Here is a 19,577-nt window from a genome sequence, read left to right on the forward strand (position 1 = left end):
TATCCTTTCACAAACTAACAAATGACCTATAAACGAATACTACTAAAACTAAGCGGCGAAGCACTGATGGGGGATAAGCAGCACGGAATAGATTCCAAACGGCTAACCCAATATGCAGAGGAAATAAAAAAGGTTGTCAACGAAGGTGTGGAAGTGGCCGTGGTAATCGGAGGAGGGAATATTTTTCGAGGAGTGGAAGCGGAAGCCTCAGGAATAGATCGTGTGCAAGGTGATTACATGGGCATGCTGGCTACCGTAATCAATGCAATGGCGCTTCAGAGCATGTTTGAAAAGCAAGGTATGTATACACGCCTGATGTCTGGCCTCAAAATGGAACAGGTTTGTGAACCTTTTATAAGAAGAAGAGCAATTCGTCATCTGGAAAAAGGCAGAGTGGTCATTTTTGGTGCAGGCATTGGAAACCCGTATTTCACCACTGACTCCACGGCTAGTCTGCGTGCTATAGAAATAGAAGCGGATGTAGTCTTGAAAGGGACACGAGTGGACGGAGTGTATTCCGCGGATCCGGAAAAGGATCCAAACGCCAAAAGATATTCCAACATCTCCTTTCAGGAAGCATACGAAAAGAACCTGAACATCATGGATATGACGGCATTTACATTGTGTCAGGAAAACAACCTGCCAATCATTGTATTTGATATGAACACTTCCGGCAACCTTCAGAAAATTGTGGCCGGGGAAGAGGTAGGAACCCTTATTCATTAGATAATTCTTAATTTTCACCCATGGAAGAAATTGAAATTTACCTGGATACGGCTAAAGAAATGATGGAAAAAGCCATCGACCATACCAAAACTGAATTTTCAAAAATAAGGGCGGGAAAAGCCATGCCCGGCATGCTTGATGGTATAGAAGTAGAATACTACGGCAGTATGACCCCATTGAATCAGGTGGCGGGTGTAACTACCCCTGACGCACGGACACTGAGTGTGAAGCCTTGGGAGAAAAATATGCTTCAGGAAATCGAGCGGGCCATTATCAACAGTAACCTTGGCTTCAACCCGCAAAATGACGGGGAGCAAATACGAATAAATATTCCTCCACTAACGGAGGAGCGTAGATTGAACCTGATGAAGCAAGTAAGGGCAGAAGCAGAAAAGGGCAAGGTAAGCATTCGAAATGCCCGGAAAGAGACCAATGATGCCCTTAAAAAACTGGATGGAGTATCTGAGGATTTGGTGAAAAATGCGGAAGATAATGTGCAGAAGCTCACTGACACTTACACGGCTAAGATTGATTCATTAGTTGAGAGTAAGGAAAAAGACATAATGACCGTGTAGGTTATTGAAAATGTCCCTTACTCTTTATCAGAGCTGCAACCGCATCCGGCACCAGATACTTAATTGATTTACCTTCTTTAATCAGCTTTCTGATTAGAGTAGCCGATATATCAACCTCAGGAGCTTCAATCATTTTGACATTTTCTGAATTAACAAGATCACTTGGCCTGGAGTGAGGCCTTGGGTAGACGATCAACCCGAAATGTTCCAATATCTTCTCATGGTTTTTCCACTTAGGGAATGAAGCAAGATTGTCTTCACCTATGATGAGATGGAATTTTTTATCCGGATACTTCTCCTGCAGCAGGGTTAAGGTATCAACGGTATAGCTGGGACGAGGCATATGGAACTCAATGTCACTGGATCGAAAATGATAGTCGTCTCCAATAGCCGCATTGACCATATCAAGTCTGTCAAATTCATGCAGCAGATTATTGTTTTTTTTGAATGGATTTTGAGGGCTGACAACAAACCACACTTCGTCCACATTGGTAGTCTCCTTCACCAGGCTGGCGATGATCATATGTCCTGTGTGAATAGGATTGAACGAACCGAAAAAGAGACCAACTTCCATCTATTTGATACTTATGAAGTTTTTAACGAGTGATTCTGCCTCATTGATGGCCACATCCAGATTTTCATTTAGCACCACTTTGTCAAAATGAACTTCCTCTTTCATTTCCTCGGCAGCCTTGCTCACTCTCATATTTAAGGTCTCATCATCCTCGGTATTTCTCATCTGAAGTCTTTCGCGAAGCACTTCTTCACTCTTCACCTTGACAAAAACGGAGAGGGCCTGCCCACCAAAGATCTGTTTAAGCTTCTTCCCTCCTTTCACATCTACATCAAAAATGACGTGGTTGCCATCGGCCCAGATGCGCTCTACTTCACTTTGCAGGGTACCATAAAACGTACCACTGTAAACCTCCTCCCACTCCAGCAATTCACCTGATTCCTGCTTTGAATGGAAATCTTCTACCGAAAGGAAGTAATAATCCCGACCATCAATTTCAGTTGGTCTTTTTGATCGTGTGGTTGCTGAAATGGAAAACCTCAGGCTTGGGATTCGGTCGAGCAGGCTATGTACGATGGTAGTCTTGCCTGCTCCTGATGGTGCTGAAAATATGATAGCCTTTCCCTCCATCACGCGAAATTAACCTGAATAATTCAGGAGTCAACCCCAGAAACGGGATACTTAGTTAGCGAACAATCTTACTTCTGATATCTTCAGCAAGTGAGCTAGGGATGGCCCTGTTGTTGAGCTTTGTCTTAAGCAATTCCCTGATCTGCTTTTCCACATTATAATGCGCAAAGCAGACCATGCACTTTTCAATGTGAGTGTTGAAAAACTGTTCCTGATTCGGAGTGGCTTCATTATCCAATATGAGGTTCAAAATCCTCAGGCACTTCTCAAAATCACTACAACCACAATCTGGACAATCTGACATTATTAAAATGCTGTTTGGTTAGGTATGGAATGGTGAGATTGTAAAAAAAGTTCCTGATTAGTTGTAACCCATGGAAAGGGCATAAGTACCCAACTTCTCTCTCAGCAAATTTCTCGCTCTGTGTAATCTGGACCGAACCGTGCCTATTGGAATGTCCAGGATTTTAGCCATTTCTTCGTAGGTAAAGCCCTCCAGGTCACATAAGATCACCACGGTTCTGAAATCAACCGCCAACGAATTTAGCGCATTGCTGATTTCATCTCCTATCATATCCTTGGTGGTTTCCAATCTCAAGTCTACCGTGGCATTGCTCGGGGTATCCTCTGAATTGTAAAACTGCTCTACCTCCTGATAGTCAACTTTGGCTGGCTGCTTGCTTTTCTTCCTGTAGTCATTTATAAAGCTATTCTTCAAAATTCGATAGAGCCAGGCTTTGGCATTGGTACCTTCCTGAAAGGAGTTGATGAATCGGAAAGCTTTCATATAAGTATCCTGAACTAAATCCTTCGCATCGTCCTCATCGAAAGTCAGACGGTAGGCGAAATTGTACATCGAGTCGATATGAGGCATAAACTCATGATCAAAAACGTGTACTTTTTTAGCTTCTGAATATGATCTTTTAGCTGGAGTATCTACTTGATTGGTCATTCTCTTCACAATTTGTGTGTATGTACATCAGTGTACGTGATGAATTTAGATTTGTTCTAAATAAAGTTTCTTATTTTTTTTATTTCCTCTTATTTGAACCGGTATTGGAACCTTTTGTTCAATACCTGACACATTCATCTCACCTAAGGATACACCAAAAGCCTGCCAATCCCAAAAAGCCTGTCAATGAGGCAGTAAAAGCGCAGGCATAAAAAAAGGATTCCTCCATTTGGGAAGAATCCTCTCTTTCGAAGAAAAAATTTCTTAATATCTGTAGTACTCTGGCTTAAATGGTCCTTTCACCTCTACACCTATGTAATCAGCCTGATCCTTTGATAGAGTCTCTAGTTCCACACCAATCTTCGCCAGGTGGAGAGCAGCTACTTTCTCATCCAGATGCTTTGGTAGCATGTACACGGCATTCTCGTAGTTTTCATGATTTTTCCAAAGCTCAATTTGCGCGAGCGTTTGGTTGGTGAATGAATTTGACATCACGAAAGACGGGTGACCGGTGGCACAGCCAAGGTTCACAAGTCTTCCTTCAGCCAGGACGATCACATCATTTCCGTTGATATTGTAAAGATCTACTTGAGGTTTGATCTCAATATGAGAGCCGCCATGATTCTTTTTCAACCACGCCATGTCAATCTCATTATCGAAGTGGCCGATGTTGCAAACAATCGCTTTGTCTTTCATCTTCTCGAAATGCTCCCCTCGAATGATATCTTTATTACCTGTAGCAGTCACAATAATATCCGCTCTGGAAACTGCATCAGACATTTTCTTCACTTCAAATCCGTCCATAGCAGCCTGGAGTGCGCAAATTGGATCGATCTCGGTCACAATCACTCGTACTCCCGCTCCTCTGAGTGAAGCCGCCGAACCTTTCCCAACATCTCCATAACCTGCAACCACAGCTACTTTTCCAGCGAGCATCACATCAGTTGCTCTTCTGATCGCATCTACCAAAGACTCCTTACAGCCATACTTGTTGTCAAATTTTGACTTAGTCACTGAGTCGTTCACATTTATCGCCGGCATTGGGAGGGTGCCCTTTTTCATTCGCTCGTAAAGTCGGTGAACGCCGGTTGTTGTCTCTTCGGACAAACCTCTGATGTCTTTCACCAATTCAGGATATCTGTCCAAAACCATATTTGTGAGGTCGCCACCATCGTCAAGGATCATGTTCAAAGGCTTTCCTCCTTCAAATGCGAAAAGCGTTTGCTCGATGCACCAGTCGAATTCTTCTTCGTTCATTCCCTTCCAGGCATATACAGGAACACCTGACTTAGCTATAGCTGCCGCTGCATGATCCTGGGTGGAAAAAATGTTGCATGAAGACCAGGTGACTTCTGCTCCGAGCTCCACCAGCGTCTCTATCAATACGGCTGTCTGGATGGTCATGTGAAGGCAGCCGGCAATTCGTGCCCCGGCTAGAGGTTTGCTCTTTCCATACTCTTCGCGGAGGGCCATCAAACCGGGCATTTCTGCCTCAGCAAGTCCGATTTCCTTCCTCCCCCAGTCTGCAAGGGCAATGTCTTTTACTTTGTACTTTTCAGTAGTTACGCTCATTATTTAAAAATTTCTAGAGTTAATTTCTTTTTTGGGTTTGCAAAGATATAACCATCATTGGTGATTTAGGTTCAAGCCTTCCATCTTAGGTTTGACAAAGTAGACTACCTGACAAACTTGACTTCCTTAATTCCAAAGTTCCGAAGCTTATCCCTTTCATTGATTGTCAGTCTGCCATTAGAGTCAATTCCTAGAATCTCCCCTTCAAATTCCTCCTCGTTTACCTTAAAGGTTCGCAGTTCTCCGCGCCACATCATTGATTTATGATACTCATTTAGAATGTATACCTGACTCCCTGATTTCAGTTTCAAATACCACTGCTCTAGATAAATGAGCAATTGTTCCATCATTTCCACTCTGTCCTGTTCTTTACCCGTTTCCAAATAGATTGAAGTGGCAGAAGATAGATTGAAGCCTTTTTGATTCACATTCAATCCAATACCAACTACAGATGATTCAAGGACACTTCCACGCATACTATTCTCGATGAGAATGCCAGCAATTTTCTTCTCGCTTAGGTAAACATCATTTGGCCACTTCAGCACCAATTCCCCATTGACATGGGATTTAAGCATATCCAACATCGCAAGACCAACTATCAGATTCAGATAATATTGATCATTTGGAGCCAGCCATTTTGGGCGAAGGAGCAACGACATCAATATATTTTTGCCAGGCTCGGCCAGCCACACATTTCCACGCTGACCCCTTCCTTTCGTTTGGTCATCAGTGTAAAGCACCAGGCCCTCTGGTTCAACGGATTTTTTCGCCAAAGAGACCAGCTCATCATTCGTGGAGTGACATTGTGGCAGGAAAACCACTTTTTTACCTAAGAATAAGGGTTTGGCAAAGATTTTATGCAATAGAATTAATGTAAATTTGCGGCAAAATTAATTCTTAACTATTAGTGAATCAGCAGGTAAGTAAAGACGTCAGTTCGGAAATACTGAGTGAGTGGGTGGTAGAAGGGATGTTGGATAAGAAAGCCCTTGACGTAGTGGTGATGGATCTGCGGGGAGTGAAGCATGCAATTGCCGACTATTTCATTATTTGTAGTGGTAACTCTGACACGCAAATTGACGCTATTTCAGAATCTATAGAAGCTCAAATACACAAGCGATCGAAGCAAAATCCATGGAAGCGGGAAGGACAGCAAAACAAGGAATGGATTTTATTGGATTACATTGATGTTGTAGCGCATGTATTTAATAAAGAAAAAAGAATTTTTTACGGATTAGAGGAGCTTTGGGGAGATGCGAAAATTACCCGCATCGAAGAGAACTAATACCTACCCTACCCGTTTAGCTAACAGAAATTTTACAGGAGGAACAAAAGAATGCCCGATAAAAAAAGAAAAGATGCACCAAAGCCAAGACCCGGATTTCAAGGGTGGCTTATAGGAGGACTACTCGCGCTGGTTATAGGATTGACTGTATTCTCGAATGACAGTGGTGCGGTAACAACCACCTACCGATCCTTTGAGAAAATGGTGAAATCCAACGATGTGCAGAAGGTAGTGCTCATAAAAAACCAGGATTTCATAGAAATAACGCTTAAACCGGAGGCCCTCAGCAACACCAAGTACCAGATTGAACTCGATCAAAATAAAAGCATTTTGAATAGTGGCGGTGGCCCACACTATAAAGTAGAGATTGTTAGTATTGAAAAGTTTGTAAGGGATTTTGAAGAATTGATGGCTGACATCCCGGAAGATCAGCGATTCGATTATAAGATAGAAGAGCGGGGAGATTACACCAACATATTCTTCAACTGGGGATTCCTGATCCTTCTCATCTTTGGGTTCTGGTTTCTGATGAGGCGAATGACCGGAGGCGGTGGTCCCGGCGGACAAATCTTCAACATCGGAAAATCACGGGCATCCCTGTTTGATGCGGAAAACAAGGTGAAGATCACTTTTGCAGATGCCGCAGGCTTGGAGGAAGCCAAAGAGGAGATCAAAGAGATTGTTGATTTCCTTAAAAATCCCGGAAAATTTACCAAGCTTGGTGGAAAAATTCCGAAAGGAGCATTGCTTGTCGGCCCTCCGGGAACAGGTAAGACCTTATTGGCGAAAGCGGTGGCCGGTGAAGCCGGTGTACCATTTTTTACCCTTTCAGGGTCAGATTTCGTAGAGATGTTTGTGGGTGTAGGAGCCGCTAGGGTGAGAGACCTTTTCAAGCAGGCTAAGGAAAAAGCTCCGTGTATCGTCTTCATTGATGAGATTGATGCAATCGGCAGATCAAGAGGTAGAGGGCAAATGCCCGGCTCTAATGACGAGCGTGAAAACACGTTGAACTCACTTCTGGTAGAAATGGATGGGTTTTCCACGGATGCTGGCGTGATCATATTGGCCGCCACAAACAGACCGGATGTATTGGATTCAGCCCTTCTAAGACCAGGCAGATTCGATCGCCAGATTAGCATAGACAAGCCGGATATTGTGGGACGAGAGGCTATTTTCAAAGTACACATTAAGCCTATCCAGCTTTCTAAAGATGTGGACACCAGAAAACTCGCTGCGCAGACTCCCGGATTTGCAGGAGCTGAAATTGCCAACGTATGTAACGAAGCTGCACTTATTGCTGCAAGAAAAGACAAGTCCAAGGTGGATATGGACGACTTTCATGATGCGATTGACCGTGTGATTGGTGGGCTGGAGAAGAAGAATAAAATCATCTCTCCGGAGGAAAAGAAAATTGTAGCCTATCATGAAGCAGGCCATGCAGTGGCAGGCTGGTTTCTGGAGCACGCCGATCCATTGGTGAAAGTGAGTATTGTCCCTCGTGGAGTTGCCGCACTTGGATACGCCCAGTACCTTCCTAAAGAACAGTTTCTCTATCAGACAGAGCAACTTTTTGATGAGATGTGCATGGCATTAGGTGGCAGGGTAGCTGAGGATATTATTTTTGGAAAAATTTCCACAGGAGCTTTGAGTGACCTGGAGCGAATCACCAAACTTGCCTATAGCATCGTATCAGTTTATGGTATGAATGATAAGGTTGGCAATGTTTCATTCTACGATTCAAAACAATCCGATTACAACTTCACAAAACCATACTCTGACGCTACAGCGGAACTGATAGACAAGGAAGTGAAAATCCTCATCGACAAGGCTTATGCCAGAACAAAAGAGCTACTTCTTTCCAAGAAAAAAGAATTGGAAATTCTGGCTAAAGAACTATTGAAGCGGGAGATTATTTTCCAATCTGATTTGGAAGGCCTTATTGGTAAGCGTCCGTTTAAAACACCGACTACCTATGATGCCTTTACCAACGGGGTATCTGATGAGGAAGATGGAAAGGGGAAGAAAGAAAAGACAGATGACCTGGACAAGGTAAAAAATGACGTGAAAGAGGAAGTGGAAAAGGAGGAGACCACAGAAAAAAGCGAATAGCACATGAAGGTAAATCCTGAGCTAGTCAGCTCTTTAAAGGAGCTACCTTCCAATAAAAAAGTCTATTTCGCTAGCGATTTCCATTTAGGAATTCCAAATGAAACAGAAAGCTTAGAGCGGGAGCAAAAAATAGTAAGATGGCTGGAGCATGTATCGAAAGATGCTTCAGTCATTTTTTTGTTGGGCGATTTATTTGATTTCTGGTTTGAATATAAAACCACAATCCCGAAGGGGTTCATTCGATTTCAAGGCAAGCTTGCCGAGCTAAGGGACCGAGGTATCCCTATCGTCATTTTCACGGGCAATCATGACCTGTGGATGTTTGATTATTTTCCAAAACAATTTGGAATACCCATTTATCGAAAGCCCATAGAGCTGGAAATCCGTGGCAAAAAATTCCTGATCGGGCATGGCGATGGACTAGGCCCGGGTGACACGCGCTATAAAATCACCAAGTCAATCTTTACCAATAAACTTTGCCAGTGGCTATTTCGATGGATACATCCGGATGTGGGGATTAGCATTGCAAAGTCCTGGAGCAGAAATAGCCGGATAGCAAACGACCAATTCGATGAAGTCTTTAAAGGAGAGAAAGAAGGGCTTTGGCAATACTGCAAAAGTGTAAACGAGAAGAATCCTCACGACTTCTATGTTTTTGGCCATAGGCACCTTTCTTTAGCACTCCCCGTCTCAGATACATCCACTTACTATAACTTAGGTGAATGGGTGAATGAATGCCCCTATCTGGAATTTGATGGATCCGAAGCTGTACTCAAGACTTTTGAAGGTTAGCCTTTTCCTCCTCCCATTTTTGGCCATGGCACAAGAATGGGAGGAAGTGAAAAAGCATAGCTTGAAAAAAACAGCGACTGCTTATTCTGCGGATATTCAGGGAAATTTTTTCATTGGCTACACTGACGGGAGCCTGGAAAAAAGAAATGCAAACGGCGACTTGCTGGAAAACTTTGCGCTTTCAAACAACTCCCCCATTTCGTTGATTGATGTGCAAAATAATCTCAGGCCCTTCCTTTTTTATTTTGATAATCAGCAAATCACGATTCTGGATCGGTTTTCTTCTGTTCCAAAAATTTATCAACTATCAGATTTGGGGACCGAAATTGGCATGATGGCCTGCCCCTCCCCGGATGGAGACATCTGGGTATTAGAAAATAACCCCCAGCGATTAAAGAAAATCAATCCGCTAAGGAAAAGTACCATACTCGAAGCTCAGATATCCATCGGTGACAATATTAGAAAAATGCAGGCATACCAAAATTTTCTATTCATAGCTGACGAGCAAGGCCTGCACTTCTTTGATCAGTTTGGCGGGTTTGTACAGTCACTAAAGATTGAAGGGATGCTGAACTTTCAGGTATCATCTGGAATGATTCATGCTTTTACTTCAAGCATGATCCATCAGATAGATATCAATAAAGGTGAGTTTAACTCTTCGATTAAACTTCCTTATGAAATAAGCGGAGGTTTGAAGTTGAATGATCAATACCTTCTTATTGATGAAAAGGAGCTGGCATACTATAAGCTGATTGATTAGCCCCCTCTTTTACTATGGGCAAAAAAAATACCGGAGGTGACACCTCCGGTAAATAATATTCTGATGTGATTACTTCCCCCTGTAGAGATCGAGGATTTGCTTTCTCAGCACAATCGTATACTTGGCATTAATTAGCTGAGCCTCCGCCCTATTCTTATTATTCAGACTCTCGAGGTAAGAATAAAAGTCTGTGTTCCCTGTTTCAAATCTTTTCTTGATAAACTCGAACGTCTGATTAAGCGCCTCATAATTCTCTTGTGCAGTTTGAAATGAGGTTTGTGCTGACACAAGGTCTAGATAATCTCTCTGAGCTGCATTAGTGACATCTAACATAGCCTGATCATTTTGAAGTTGTGCATTCAGAAATACCACTTTGTTATTATCAATAGAGTTTTGAGTCTGATATCGTGCGAATATTGGAATTTGCAAACTCAGTTGTGCAAAGTTGGTCGGAGTGTTATTGATTTGTTGAGTATAGTCTATATCATTCTGTGAAGTATAATTTCGAGCATGCTGACCAAACAGTGACAGGGTTGGGTATCTGCTACTTCTCGCCTGTTTCAGCACAGATTTTGCAGCTATCTCACTCTCCTCAGCACTTTTCAACCTAAAAGAATAACTCAATATTTCTTGTAGAACTTGGTCATAATCGTCATACTCTACTAAGATTTCAATATCCTCAATATCTAACGGCTTAAGTTGAACCCCCTGATAATTTTCAATTTGAATAGACTGAAGTAAGTTTAGAAGATCAGATTGATACTGATTTTTCAAGTTCACATTGTTCAGTTTTTCATTAGCCACCTGAGATTGGAAATTATATACCGTTTCCAAATTCCCCACACCAACCGAAACCCTCTTCTTCTCTCGTTCCAGCTGCTCCTCCAAAAATTCCAGTCGTTGAGTTGAAATACGGACATTCTCAGTATCGACCAGGACACTTAGATAATTCCGAATGACAGTGGCTCTAATAGTAATCTTTGAGTCTTCCAATTGATACCTTGAAGACTCAAATTCATGCTTCCTTCTATTCAAAAGGTGATGGTTTGCAAATGCGTTGAACACCACCAGATTGGACGAAACATTGGGCCGGCCATTCCAGCTTGTGAATGCTATCACATCTCCCGCTACAATATCACTACCATCCGAATACGAGTGGTTTATGTTCGCATTTAGGTTTGGCAAGAAATTAAAATATGCTTGCCGCTTATTGGACTGAGCTCCAAAAAGATTATTCTGATTCTGCTTTATGGTAAGGTTTCTTGCTAGAGCCATATCAATACACTCCTGAAGGGTAAGCACCCTCACAGAGTCTTGGGCTACAGCGATGATCCCAACTAATAATAATATTCCGAAAATAAATTTTCGCATGTCTTAAGGTCTTTTCAAAGGTTTTCAAGGTACAGTGCACCCATCTATCCTGACCAGAATAGACGGGGAACTGTGTATGTGTAAGTATGAAGAGAATTACACTAAAGCTTCTTTTGCATTGATGTTTTCAGAAACAATCTGACCATCAAATAAGTGAACTACTCTGTGTGCATATTCTGCATCCACAGGAGAGTGAGTTACCATGATTACTGTAGTCCCAGCTTCATTTAGCTCAGTAAGTAAGTTCATCACTTCTTGTCCATTTGCAGAGTCCAGGTTACCAGTAGGCTCATCCGCAAGGATCAATTTCGGCTTAGCCACCACAGCTCTGGAGATAGCCACACGCTGTTGCTGACCTCCGGAAAGCTGCTGAGGGAAGTGGTTTCTTCTGTGCATAATTTTCATATGCTCCATCACCTCTTCCACCCTTTTCTTTCTTTCTGCGGCAGAGTACTTCAGGTAGATCAATGGTAGCTCGATGTTTTCAAATACAGTAAGCTCATCGATCAGGTTGAAGCTCTGGAATACGAAACCAATATTCGCTTTTCTCAGGTCAGCTCTCTGGCGTTCTTTGTAGTTAGAAATTTCCAGATCAGTGAAATAAAATTCACCCTCGGAAGGATTGTCCAATAGTCCAATTATATTGAGTAGTGTCGATTTACCACACCCAGACGGACCCATGATGGCAACAAATTCGCCTTCTTTGATCGTCATATTCACACCAGCTAGTGCTGTTGTTTCAATCTCATCGGTGTAGTAGAACTTCTTTAAATCTTTTGTTTTAATAAGTGCTTTAGCGTTTTCCATGATTTATTGAGTTTAGTCTTTGGGTTCTATTTAAATACTTTTTGTTTTCTGTTAGGTTACTTTATCACCAGGATATCCTTGTCTTCATATCCTCTGTATGAAGAGACAACAACTTTCTCCCCAGGTTGCAATCCTTCCACCACTTCATAGTAGCGCTGGTTTTGCCTACCCAGTCGGATATCCCTTCTCACAGCCTCTGTCTCATCTTCGTTCACTACAAAAATCCAGTTACCTCCAGTCGTCTGATAAAAGCTTCCCCTCGGGATTTGCACCGCTGTGATGTTTTCACTGAGCTGTAATCTGATTTGAAGCGTCTGCCCTCTTCTTATCCCTCTGGGGATTGTATCAAACGCCATATCCACTTCAAACAGCCCATTGTTCACTTCAGGGTACACTTTTGTAATGGCCAGGCCGAAATCATTTCCGGCAAAAGTGAACGTTCCATTCAAGCCCGTATATATTCTAGATATATAATGTTCGTCAATAGTTGCACGAACCTTGAAACCATTTAGGTCATCGATCTGTCCGATGTTCTGTCCGGGTGCAATGGATTCCCCTACTTCAACGTCTACAGTAGACAGTCTTCCTTCGATTGGTGCCTTAATGTACAGGTTGTTGAGATTCCGTTTGATCATCTCGAGGTTTTCCCGGGTTCGCTCCAGAGTAGCTTCCGATTGCCTGATTTGGGTAACAGAAGCAAGGGAATCAAACTTGTTAGATTCTAACTGAATCTTCCTATTATCCACCAATCTCTCATACTCCCTTTTCAGATTAAGATACTCCTGCTCCGAAATTATGCTATCGTCGTAAAGCTTCTTGCCTCGCTCAAAAGCATCCTTGGCCGCATCAATCTGATAGTCTAACTGAAGAAGGTTTCTCCTCAGCTCAAATTGGTTTCTCTGTAGGTTCAGCTTGGTATTCTCTACATTGTTTACAAGAATAAACGCCTGGGTTTCTTCTCTTACGAAACTTTGCAAAAGTGCATTATTGGCAAGTTCCAGAATCGTATCTCCCTTATCCACCAGGATTCCTCCATCGTAGTGCTTTTTGGAAACCACACCTCCTTCAATCGCATCCAATCGGATGGTTTTGATCGGAAGCACGTTTCCATCCACAGGGATAAACTCCTGAAAGTCACCCTCATGCACGGTAGCAATATTGATTTTGTTCCTTTCTACATTGAGCCTGGTGCCACCACCAGATAGAAAAAAGTTATAGCCTATAAAAATGACTAGTAATGCCGCTCCAGCATATATCGCAATTTTCTTAGCGGTCCACTTTTTCTTTTTAATCTTTCTGTCCATTGACAATTTGGTCGTTTAGGTTTCGATTGCCCACTATGCCAAGAAAAATGCCATTAATCTTAAAAGCTTAAATAACAGATACTTACGTCAATTGTGGGGGAAACCTGATCTCAGCCCGTGTACAGAATGGAACATAAAAGTGTACGCCAGCGATCACCAGATCTAAAAAACCGGAAACAATAGAAAACAAAAGTTAATGGGAATGGATGCTGCCGAAAAGGCATAAAAAAAGGTTCAGGAGGACTAACACCTGAACCCAAAGGTCAAAAACTCAAAATAAAAAGGACTAATGACTTCAAGTTTAGCTAAAAATCGGTTTAAAAAAAAATAATAAACCAATTGAATGTAAATTCGTTTGATAGTAATACTATTATTTTGAATAGCTTGCGTAACTATCATGGTAGCACAACTACAATTACAACTTAATTCTTCCCTTTATCTGAGGGATCCACAGTCTAGTGATCTGGGTCAGCGAATCGTCAATCAAAGCATTCATTTGATTGATGAGATCGGTTTTGAGGCATTTAACTTTAAAAAACTGTCTATCAGAATCAACTCGACTGAAGCTTCCATCTATCGCTACTTTGAAAACAAACACCGGTTGCTGATCTATCTCATCGCCTGGTACTGGACCTATCTGGAGTACAAAATCACCTATGAAACCCACAATATTTCTGATCCCCGGGACAAGCTCAGGATCGCGATTGGTTTCATCACACATAAACTGGAAGATGATGACAACTTTTCGATAATCAGTGAAAGCGTTCTTCAACGGGTAGTGATTCTGGAATCTGACAAAACCTATCTGACCAAAAATGTAGACGATGATAATAAGGAGGGGCTCTTCAAAGGGTACAAATCACTTTGTATCACCATCGCCCGATTTATGCAGGAGATCAACCCGGATTTTCCATATCCACACTCGCTTACCAGTACATGCCTGGAAGCGGCTCATCAGCAAATATTTTTTGCTCAGCACCTTCCGGCTTTGACGGATATTAAAAAAGATGATGACATCTATGCCAAAAACCTTGACTTCTTAATGTCAACCATTTTCAAAACTTTAGAAAAATGAACAACCAACAGATAATCAGGTGTCTGCAGGAGTGTGCCACCAAGCTGGATATTGATTTGAATATTTCGCAGCTTGAACGGGTTGACATCATTTCCCGATTTTACTCCAACGATGAGCTGGCTGAATTCCAGAGAGACCTGGTGGAAGCAGGTAATGAGAGTGGGATTGTACTGATAGAGAAGTACATGAAGAGAAGTACGCTCAGAAATTTCATCAAGGATAATAAATCCCCGCTCATTGTCTTCATTCAGCACAATGGTTTTCATCCGGCCTTTATCAGGCAAAAGGGCTCAGAGATCATTCTTGAGTTTGTCACTTCCACCGGGCAAATTCAGCAATTGAACGTACCTGACTTTAGCAAAATTGATTTATCTACCAATAAGAACGGCGAGGTTTTTACACTTTCCTGTTTTGCCTATCAGAGCTTTATGGGTGAAGGATCGAAAGATTCTATGATTACCCCGGTGAAGCGCCTTATTAGTCTATTATCTGCTGAAAAGAAGGATATTTTTTACGTGTATGTATATGCTGCACTTATTGGTTTGGTCAGTTTGACCCTGCCTCTGGGTATTCAGGCGGCCGTGGAGTTGATAGCCGGGGGTGTATTCTTCAGTTCAGTTTATGTGCTCATCTCACTCATTATTATTGGAGTTTTAGGAACGGGGGTGTTGCAGGTTTTGCAAATCACGATTGTGGAATACCTCCAAAGAAGGGTCTTTACCAAAGCAGCTTTTGAGTTTGCATTCCGAGTGCCCAGGATCAAGATGGAGTCCGTGCTAGACCTCCACATGCCGGAGTTGATGAACCGATTTTTTGATGTGTTGACGCTACAGAAGGGATTACCAAAACTTTTGATTGATCTTTCTACGGGCGCCATTCAAATTTTCTTCGGATTGCTTCTTTTGTCTTTCTATCACCCATTTTTCATCCTGTTTGGATTAGGATTAGTCGGGTTGTTGTTTTTAATTTTCTACCTGACCGGGCCAAAGGGGCTTAAGACTTCCATTCAGGAATCGAAATACAAATACAAAGTAGTGTACTGGCTGGAAGAAATGGCCCGAACACTTTACTCGTTTAAGCTTGCTGGAAATACAGTGCTCCCTCTCAAAAAGACAGATTATTTCGTCAACAATTATTTGAAAAACAGAAGTGCACATTTCAAAGTGCTCATCTCTCAGTACTCATTCATTTTGCTTTTTAAAGCGATCGTCACCGGGGGATTGCTCATTTTAGGAACCATCCTGGTGGTGCAGCGGGAGATCACTTTGGGTCAGTTTGTGGCCTCCGAGGTGATCATCATTTTGGTACTTGGCTCTGTGGAGAAGATTATCATGTATATGGATGTGGTGTATGATATGCTCACGGCAGTCGATAAAATTTCCCATGTTACAGATTTGCCGTTGGAGCGAACCGGAGGGATCGACATCCCAGAATCCCAGCTGGCTGATGGGCTAAGGGTAACTCTGAATAGTGTTTCTTATACCTACCCCGGCTCAAAGCTGCCATCTCTCAAAGGGCTGACATTTGAGGTCCCACAGGGTGGATCAATGTGCATAAGCGGAGGAAGTGGTGCAGGTAAAACCACACTCACTAATATTATTGCGGGCATTCATCAGAAATATGAAGGTATTCTCACTTACAATGATCTGTCCCTTCGGGATCTTGATTCCACTTATATCAGGGATAAAATAGGCAAAAACGTATCCCAGGAAGATATTTTTGAAGGCTCAATCCTGGAAAATATCCTTGTAGGGAAACCGACCTCTGATATAGAAGATGCCCTCAATGCAATAAAGGAGGTAGGACTGAATGATGCCATCAACCTGCTGCCGGAAGGGTTGAATACCCAGGTACTCAGCGGTGGAAAAGGATTTTCGTCTTCGTTCGTAAACAAACTGGTGCTAGCCAGATGTCTCGCGAAGCGGCCTGCCCTGCTTATCCTCAATGATTTCTTCAGCAATTTCACAAAGGCTGAAAGACTTAAGCTCATTGAAATGCTGACCAATGAATCTAAAAACTGGACACTCATAGTAGTATCCAATGATCCATTGGTGATGGCAGCCTGCGATCAGGTGCTATACCTCGAAAATGGTGAAACCAAAGCATTTGGCCCATTTGATCAGCTCATAAAGATGGAAGAAATCTTAAAAGAAATTTACTAAAATGGATCATTTAGATAAGCTAGCCGAAACCCAACTCTACTCCCTCCGGACGCTCAAAACCCCCGGGATTGGAAGAACCGTGGCAAAAGTGCTAATGGTTGCTACCGGCATTTTCATCTTGTTTCTTTTCCTGCCCTGGCAGCAAAACATTCGGGGCACGGGCTCACTAACGGCCTTTAGCCCAAAAAACAGACCTCAGATGATCGAGTCCGCCATTGCAGGACGGATCACCGCCTGGCACATTTCTGAAGGAGACTTTGTGACTAAAGGGGACACAATACTCACCATCACTGAAATCAAAGACAAGTATTTTGACCCAAACCTGGTGCCCAGGATGGAAGAGCAGCTTGATGCCAAAAAGAATTCCGCAGCGGCAAAAAGAAACAAGGTAGAGGCACTTGAAAAGCAAATAGTAGCCCTTGAAAAAATCCTGGTTGCCAAAGACGCCCAGGCAAAAAACAAGCTAAAACAGGCGGTCTTGAAGCTAGAAGCTGATAGCCTGAATTTCATGGCGGAAAAAGTGGGTAATGAAAACGCATCCAGTGTTTTTGAAAGAAACAAGGCGCTCTATGATGCTGGCAACATCACGCTGACCAAGTTTCAGGATATCGAATCCAAATATCAAATGAGTGAAGCCAAAGTGCTCAAAGCGGAGAATGAATGGCTTCAGCGAAAAGCCGACCTGGCCAACGCTGAGCTGGAACTGGCCTCCATTGAAGCCACTTATGCTGACAAAATCAGCAAGGCAAAATCCGACTTGAATGGCACTATCTCCGAGCTAAATGAAACACTGGCTGAGGTCTCCAAAATGGAAAACGAACTTACCAATATCCGAATCAGACAATCCCAATATCAAATTATTGCGCCGCAAACCGGGCATGTGGTGAAAGCAATCAAGATGGGGATCGGCGAAACCATCAAAGAAGGGGATGCGGTGGTAACAATTCTGCCAGAGTCTCAGGATAAAGCAGTAGAGATGTACGTGAAAGCCATGGACATCCCACTGATTGAGACTGGCAAGAAGGTCAGGGTAGAGTTTGATGGCTGGCCAGCATTACAGTTTGCAGGATGGCCCAGTGTTTCCGTTGGAACGTTTGGAGGTGTGGTGGCCAATGTGGATCGTGTCCAAAGCTACAATGGCATGTTTCGGATTTTGGTGAAGCCCGATCCAGAGGATGACCCATGGCCGGATTTGCTGCGACTAGGCAGTGGCATAAAAGGATGGGTGATGCTCAACAATGTACCGGTCTGGTATGAGATCTGGAGACAGATGAATGGCTTCCCTCCGATGATCTATGAAGATGGCGAACCGCAAACGAAAGAAAAAAAGAAATGAGGCGACTGCTAGGTATCATATTGATTCTTGCGTTTTCGAAACTCTCTGCTCAGGATTCCCTTGCGACGGATACTTCGTACCTGTCTCTTGAGCAAATGCTCAAAATGACACTTTCGTATCATCCGGTGGTGAAGCAGGCCGACTTGATCAACCAGGATGCTGAGGCCAGGTTGAAACAGGCCAGAGGTGGTCTCGATCCTAAACTAGAGCTCGATTACAGCCTCAAGGATTTCAAGGAAAAGGAGTATTACAACCTACTCAACACAACCTTTAAAATCCCAACATGGGTAGGCATTGACCCTAAAGTGGAATTCAGCAGGAATAAAGGGGAGTTTGTAAATGACCAACTGGAGATTCCCGTGGAAAATGATTACGAACAAGTAGCCGTTGGCTTTTCTGTGCCCATTGGCAAGGGCCTGTTCTTTGATGAGCGCAGAAACGCCATCCGTCAGGCAGATGCATTTACCCAAATAGCCGCAGCTGAGCAAGTGAAAGAAACCAACAAGATTTTGCTTACGGTCATCAAAGATTACTGGAATTGGTACCTCACCTATCAAAGGCTTCAGCTTTTATCACAAGCCATTGATTTGGCGGAAAATCTTTTTGACCGTACGCTAATCGATTATGAGTATGGTGAAGCTGCCGTGGTGGATACCCTACAGGCTAAAATCAATTATCAAAAAAGAACGGTTGATTTTAGAAAAGCCCAGCTTGATTTTGAGCTTGCAAAGCTGAATTTGGCCAAGCATTTGTGGTCGGAAAATTTGGTGCCTCTTGAGCTTCAGCAAAATGTGCTCCCTGATTCGTCCACACTTTTCCAGACACCATCAGATAGAGACCTCAAAGAAGGGATCGATTTTGCAGTTTCCAATCACCCAGAAATCAATAAGCTTACTGGAAAGCGAGAGCAGCTGGATGCAGATATCAGGTGGGCCAGGGAGAGCCTGAAGCCACAAATTGACCTGTCCTATTCGCTCATTGATGCGCCAGTAGATGCAGACCTGAGTGGTAGCTCTATCGAATTTGGTGACAACTACAAGATGGGGGTTGATTTCTCTTTTCCAATTTTGCTCAGGAAAGAAAGAGGAAAACTGCAGCAGACCCGCCTGAAGATCCAAAGCAACGAATATGAGCTTGCCCAAAACCAGCTGGAAATCAAAAACGAAGTGCTGGGTAAGTATGCACAAAGTGTGGCCTATCAGGACCTCCTGGATCAGTACTCAGGCGTTTCATCCAACTACAGAAGGTTGCTTGATGCCGAGATAGTCAATCTACAGAACGGAGAAACTGACCTGTTTAAACTGAACATCCAGCAAGACAAATTCATTGAAGCTCAGACGGATTTTTATGATGCCTTCACCAAGTGGGAGAAAAGTAAGGCAGAGTACTATCATATGACAGGTATGCCTCTCCTCGGGCTTTCGGATTTGTTCGAAATCGCAACAAATCAATAATTTAACTGTTCGAAAACGAACAAATCAATAACTGTTTTCTTACATTGCATCCGGTAAAGCCACATTTTTACTGTTGGCACAGTTGTAGCATTTTCAATATTCAAATCAAACTAACGTGGAACAAGAAATAAACAAGATACTGATCATCGATGA

19 protein-coding genes are annotated in these 19,577 nt (G+C 42.8%); 10 read left to right on the plus strand and 9 right to left on the minus strand.

Annotated features, from left to right (window positions below; translation table 11 throughout):
• Nucleotides 1-21: 21 nt before the first annotated feature.
• A complete protein-coding gene (gene pyrH, locus RLN88_RS09925) occupies nucleotides 22-726 on the plus strand; it encodes a UMP kinase (protein ID WP_350221238.1) in 705 nt (234 codons plus the stop codon).
• 20 nt (nucleotides 727-746) lie between these two features.
• Nucleotides 747-1,301: a ribosome recycling factor gene (frr, locus tag RLN88_RS09930; RefSeq protein ID WP_350221239.1), complete on the plus strand. Its 555-nt coding sequence runs from the start codon at nucleotides 747-749 to the stop codon at nucleotides 1,299-1,301.
• A 1-nt stretch (nucleotide 1,302) separates the two neighbouring features.
• Here frr and nadD read toward each other — a convergent pair whose 3' ends face one another.
• The 6 genes from nadD to RLN88_RS09960 all read right to left on the minus strand — a co-directional run bounded on the left by nadD (nucleotide 1,303) and on the right by RLN88_RS09960 (nucleotide 5,832).
• Nucleotides 1,303-1,875: a nicotinate (nicotinamide) nucleotide adenylyltransferase gene (gene nadD / locus RLN88_RS09935; protein WP_350221240.1), complete on the minus strand. Its 573-nt coding sequence runs from the start codon at nucleotides 1,873-1,875 to the stop codon at nucleotides 1,303-1,305.
• Nucleotides 1,876-2,445, minus strand: a complete 570-nt coding sequence (gene gmk, locus RLN88_RS09940) for a guanylate kinase (RefSeq protein WP_350221241.1) — start codon at nucleotides 2,443-2,445, stop codon at nucleotides 1,876-1,878. It abuts the gene before it with no gap.
• Nucleotides 2,446-2,500: 55 nt separating this feature from the next.
• Entirely contained in the window at nucleotides 2,501-2,749 is a 249-nt protein-coding gene (locus RLN88_RS09945; protein ID WP_350221242.1) for an anti-sigma factor, read from the minus strand.
• A gap of 57 nt (nucleotides 2,750-2,806) precedes the next feature.
• A complete protein-coding gene (locus tag RLN88_RS09950; protein ID WP_350221243.1) occupies nucleotides 2,807-3,397 on the minus strand; it encodes a sigma-70 family RNA polymerase sigma factor in 591 nt (196 codons plus the stop codon).
• Nucleotides 3,398-3,661: 264 nt separating this feature from the next.
• Nucleotides 3,662-4,969 (minus strand): adenosylhomocysteinase, encoded by a 1,308-nt coding sequence (ahcY, locus tag RLN88_RS09955; RefSeq protein ID WP_350221244.1) that lies wholly within the window; start codon nucleotides 4,967-4,969, stop codon nucleotides 3,662-3,664.
• Nucleotides 4,970-5,073: 104 nt separating this feature from the next.
• Nucleotides 5,074-5,832 carry a biotin--[acetyl-CoA-carboxylase] ligase gene (locus RLN88_RS09960; RefSeq protein WP_350221245.1) on the minus strand — a complete coding sequence of 253 codons (759 nt, stop codon included), beginning with the start codon at nucleotides 5,830-5,832 and terminating at the stop codon, nucleotides 5,074-5,076.
• 44 nt (nucleotides 5,833-5,876) lie between these two features.
• Here RLN88_RS09960 and rsfS point away from each other — a divergent pair, with 44 nt between their 5' ends.
• Genes rsfS through RLN88_RS09980 form a run of 4 tightly spaced genes read left to right on the plus strand, consistent with a single transcriptional unit; the run spans nucleotide 5,877 to nucleotide 9,915 of the window.
• Entirely contained in the window at nucleotides 5,877-6,254 is a 378-nt protein-coding gene (gene rsfS, locus RLN88_RS09965; RefSeq protein ID WP_350221246.1) for a ribosome silencing factor, read from the plus strand.
• Between the two features lie 51 nt (nucleotides 6,255-6,305).
• Nucleotides 6,306-8,363, plus strand: coding sequence for an ATP-dependent zinc metalloprotease FtsH (ftsH, locus tag RLN88_RS09970; RefSeq protein WP_350221247.1), 2,058 nt, complete (start codon nucleotides 6,306-6,308; stop codon nucleotides 8,361-8,363).
• Nucleotides 8,364-8,366: 3 nt separating this feature from the next.
• Nucleotides 8,367-9,155, plus strand: a complete 789-nt coding sequence (locus RLN88_RS09975; RefSeq protein ID WP_350221248.1) for a UDP-2,3-diacylglucosamine diphosphatase — start codon at nucleotides 8,367-8,369, stop codon at nucleotides 9,153-9,155.
• On the plus strand, nucleotides 9,118-9,915 hold the full coding sequence (locus RLN88_RS09980) for a hypothetical protein (RefSeq protein ID WP_350221249.1): 798 nt from the start codon (nucleotides 9,118-9,120) through the stop codon (nucleotides 9,913-9,915). The genes RLN88_RS09975 and RLN88_RS09980 overlap by 38 nt, the downstream gene beginning before the upstream one ends.
• Before the next feature lie 69 nt (nucleotides 9,916-9,984).
• On the opposite strand, the gene RLN88_RS09985 is transcribed toward RLN88_RS09980, so the two are convergent.
• The 3 genes from RLN88_RS09985 to RLN88_RS09995 all read right to left on the minus strand — a co-directional run bounded on the left by RLN88_RS09985 (nucleotide 9,985) and on the right by RLN88_RS09995 (nucleotide 13,397).
• On the minus strand, nucleotides 9,985-11,286 hold the full coding sequence (locus RLN88_RS09985; RefSeq protein WP_350221250.1) for a TolC family protein: 1,302 nt from the start codon (nucleotides 11,284-11,286) through the stop codon (nucleotides 9,985-9,987).
• A gap of 96 nt (nucleotides 11,287-11,382) precedes the next feature.
• Nucleotides 11,383-12,093 (minus strand): ABC transporter ATP-binding protein, encoded by a 711-nt coding sequence (locus RLN88_RS09990; protein ID WP_350221251.1) that lies wholly within the window; start codon nucleotides 12,091-12,093, stop codon nucleotides 11,383-11,385.
• 56 nt (nucleotides 12,094-12,149) lie between these two features.
• Nucleotides 12,150-13,397 carry an efflux RND transporter periplasmic adaptor subunit gene (locus RLN88_RS09995; protein ID WP_350221252.1) on the minus strand — a complete coding sequence of 416 codons (1,248 nt, stop codon included), beginning with the start codon at nucleotides 13,395-13,397 and terminating at the stop codon, nucleotides 12,150-12,152.
• A gap of 397 nt (nucleotides 13,398-13,794) precedes the next feature.
• On the opposite strand from RLN88_RS09995, the gene RLN88_RS10000 reads away from it, so the two are divergent.
• From RLN88_RS10000 to RLN88_RS10015, 4 genes are read left to right on the plus strand one after another with little or no spacing between them, the layout of a single operon-like run.
• Entirely contained in the window at nucleotides 13,795-14,472 is a 678-nt protein-coding gene (locus RLN88_RS10000; RefSeq protein WP_350221253.1) for a TetR/AcrR family transcriptional regulator, read from the plus strand.
• Nucleotides 14,469-16,634 carry a peptidase domain-containing ABC transporter gene (locus tag RLN88_RS10005; RefSeq protein ID WP_350221254.1) on the plus strand — a complete coding sequence of 722 codons (2,166 nt, stop codon included), beginning with the start codon at nucleotides 14,469-14,471 and terminating at the stop codon, nucleotides 16,632-16,634. The genes RLN88_RS10000 and RLN88_RS10005 overlap by 4 nt, the downstream gene beginning before the upstream one ends.
• A 1-nt stretch (nucleotide 16,635) precedes the next feature.
• Complete coding sequence (locus RLN88_RS10010; protein WP_350221255.1) at nucleotides 16,636-17,970, plus strand: HlyD family secretion protein; 1,335 nt, start codon at nucleotides 16,636-16,638, stop codon at nucleotides 17,968-17,970.
• Nucleotides 17,967-19,424, plus strand: a complete 1,458-nt coding sequence (locus tag RLN88_RS10015; RefSeq protein ID WP_350221256.1) for a TolC family protein — start codon at nucleotides 17,967-17,969, stop codon at nucleotides 19,422-19,424. Before RLN88_RS10010 ends, RLN88_RS10015 begins: the two co-directional genes overlap by 4 nt.
• Nucleotides 19,425-19,577: the final 153 nt, after the last annotated feature.

Source organism: Ekhidna sp., from assembly GCF_040223195.1.
Classification (GTDB): Bacteria; Bacteroidota; Bacteroidia; order Cytophagales; family Cyclobacteriaceae; genus Ekhidna.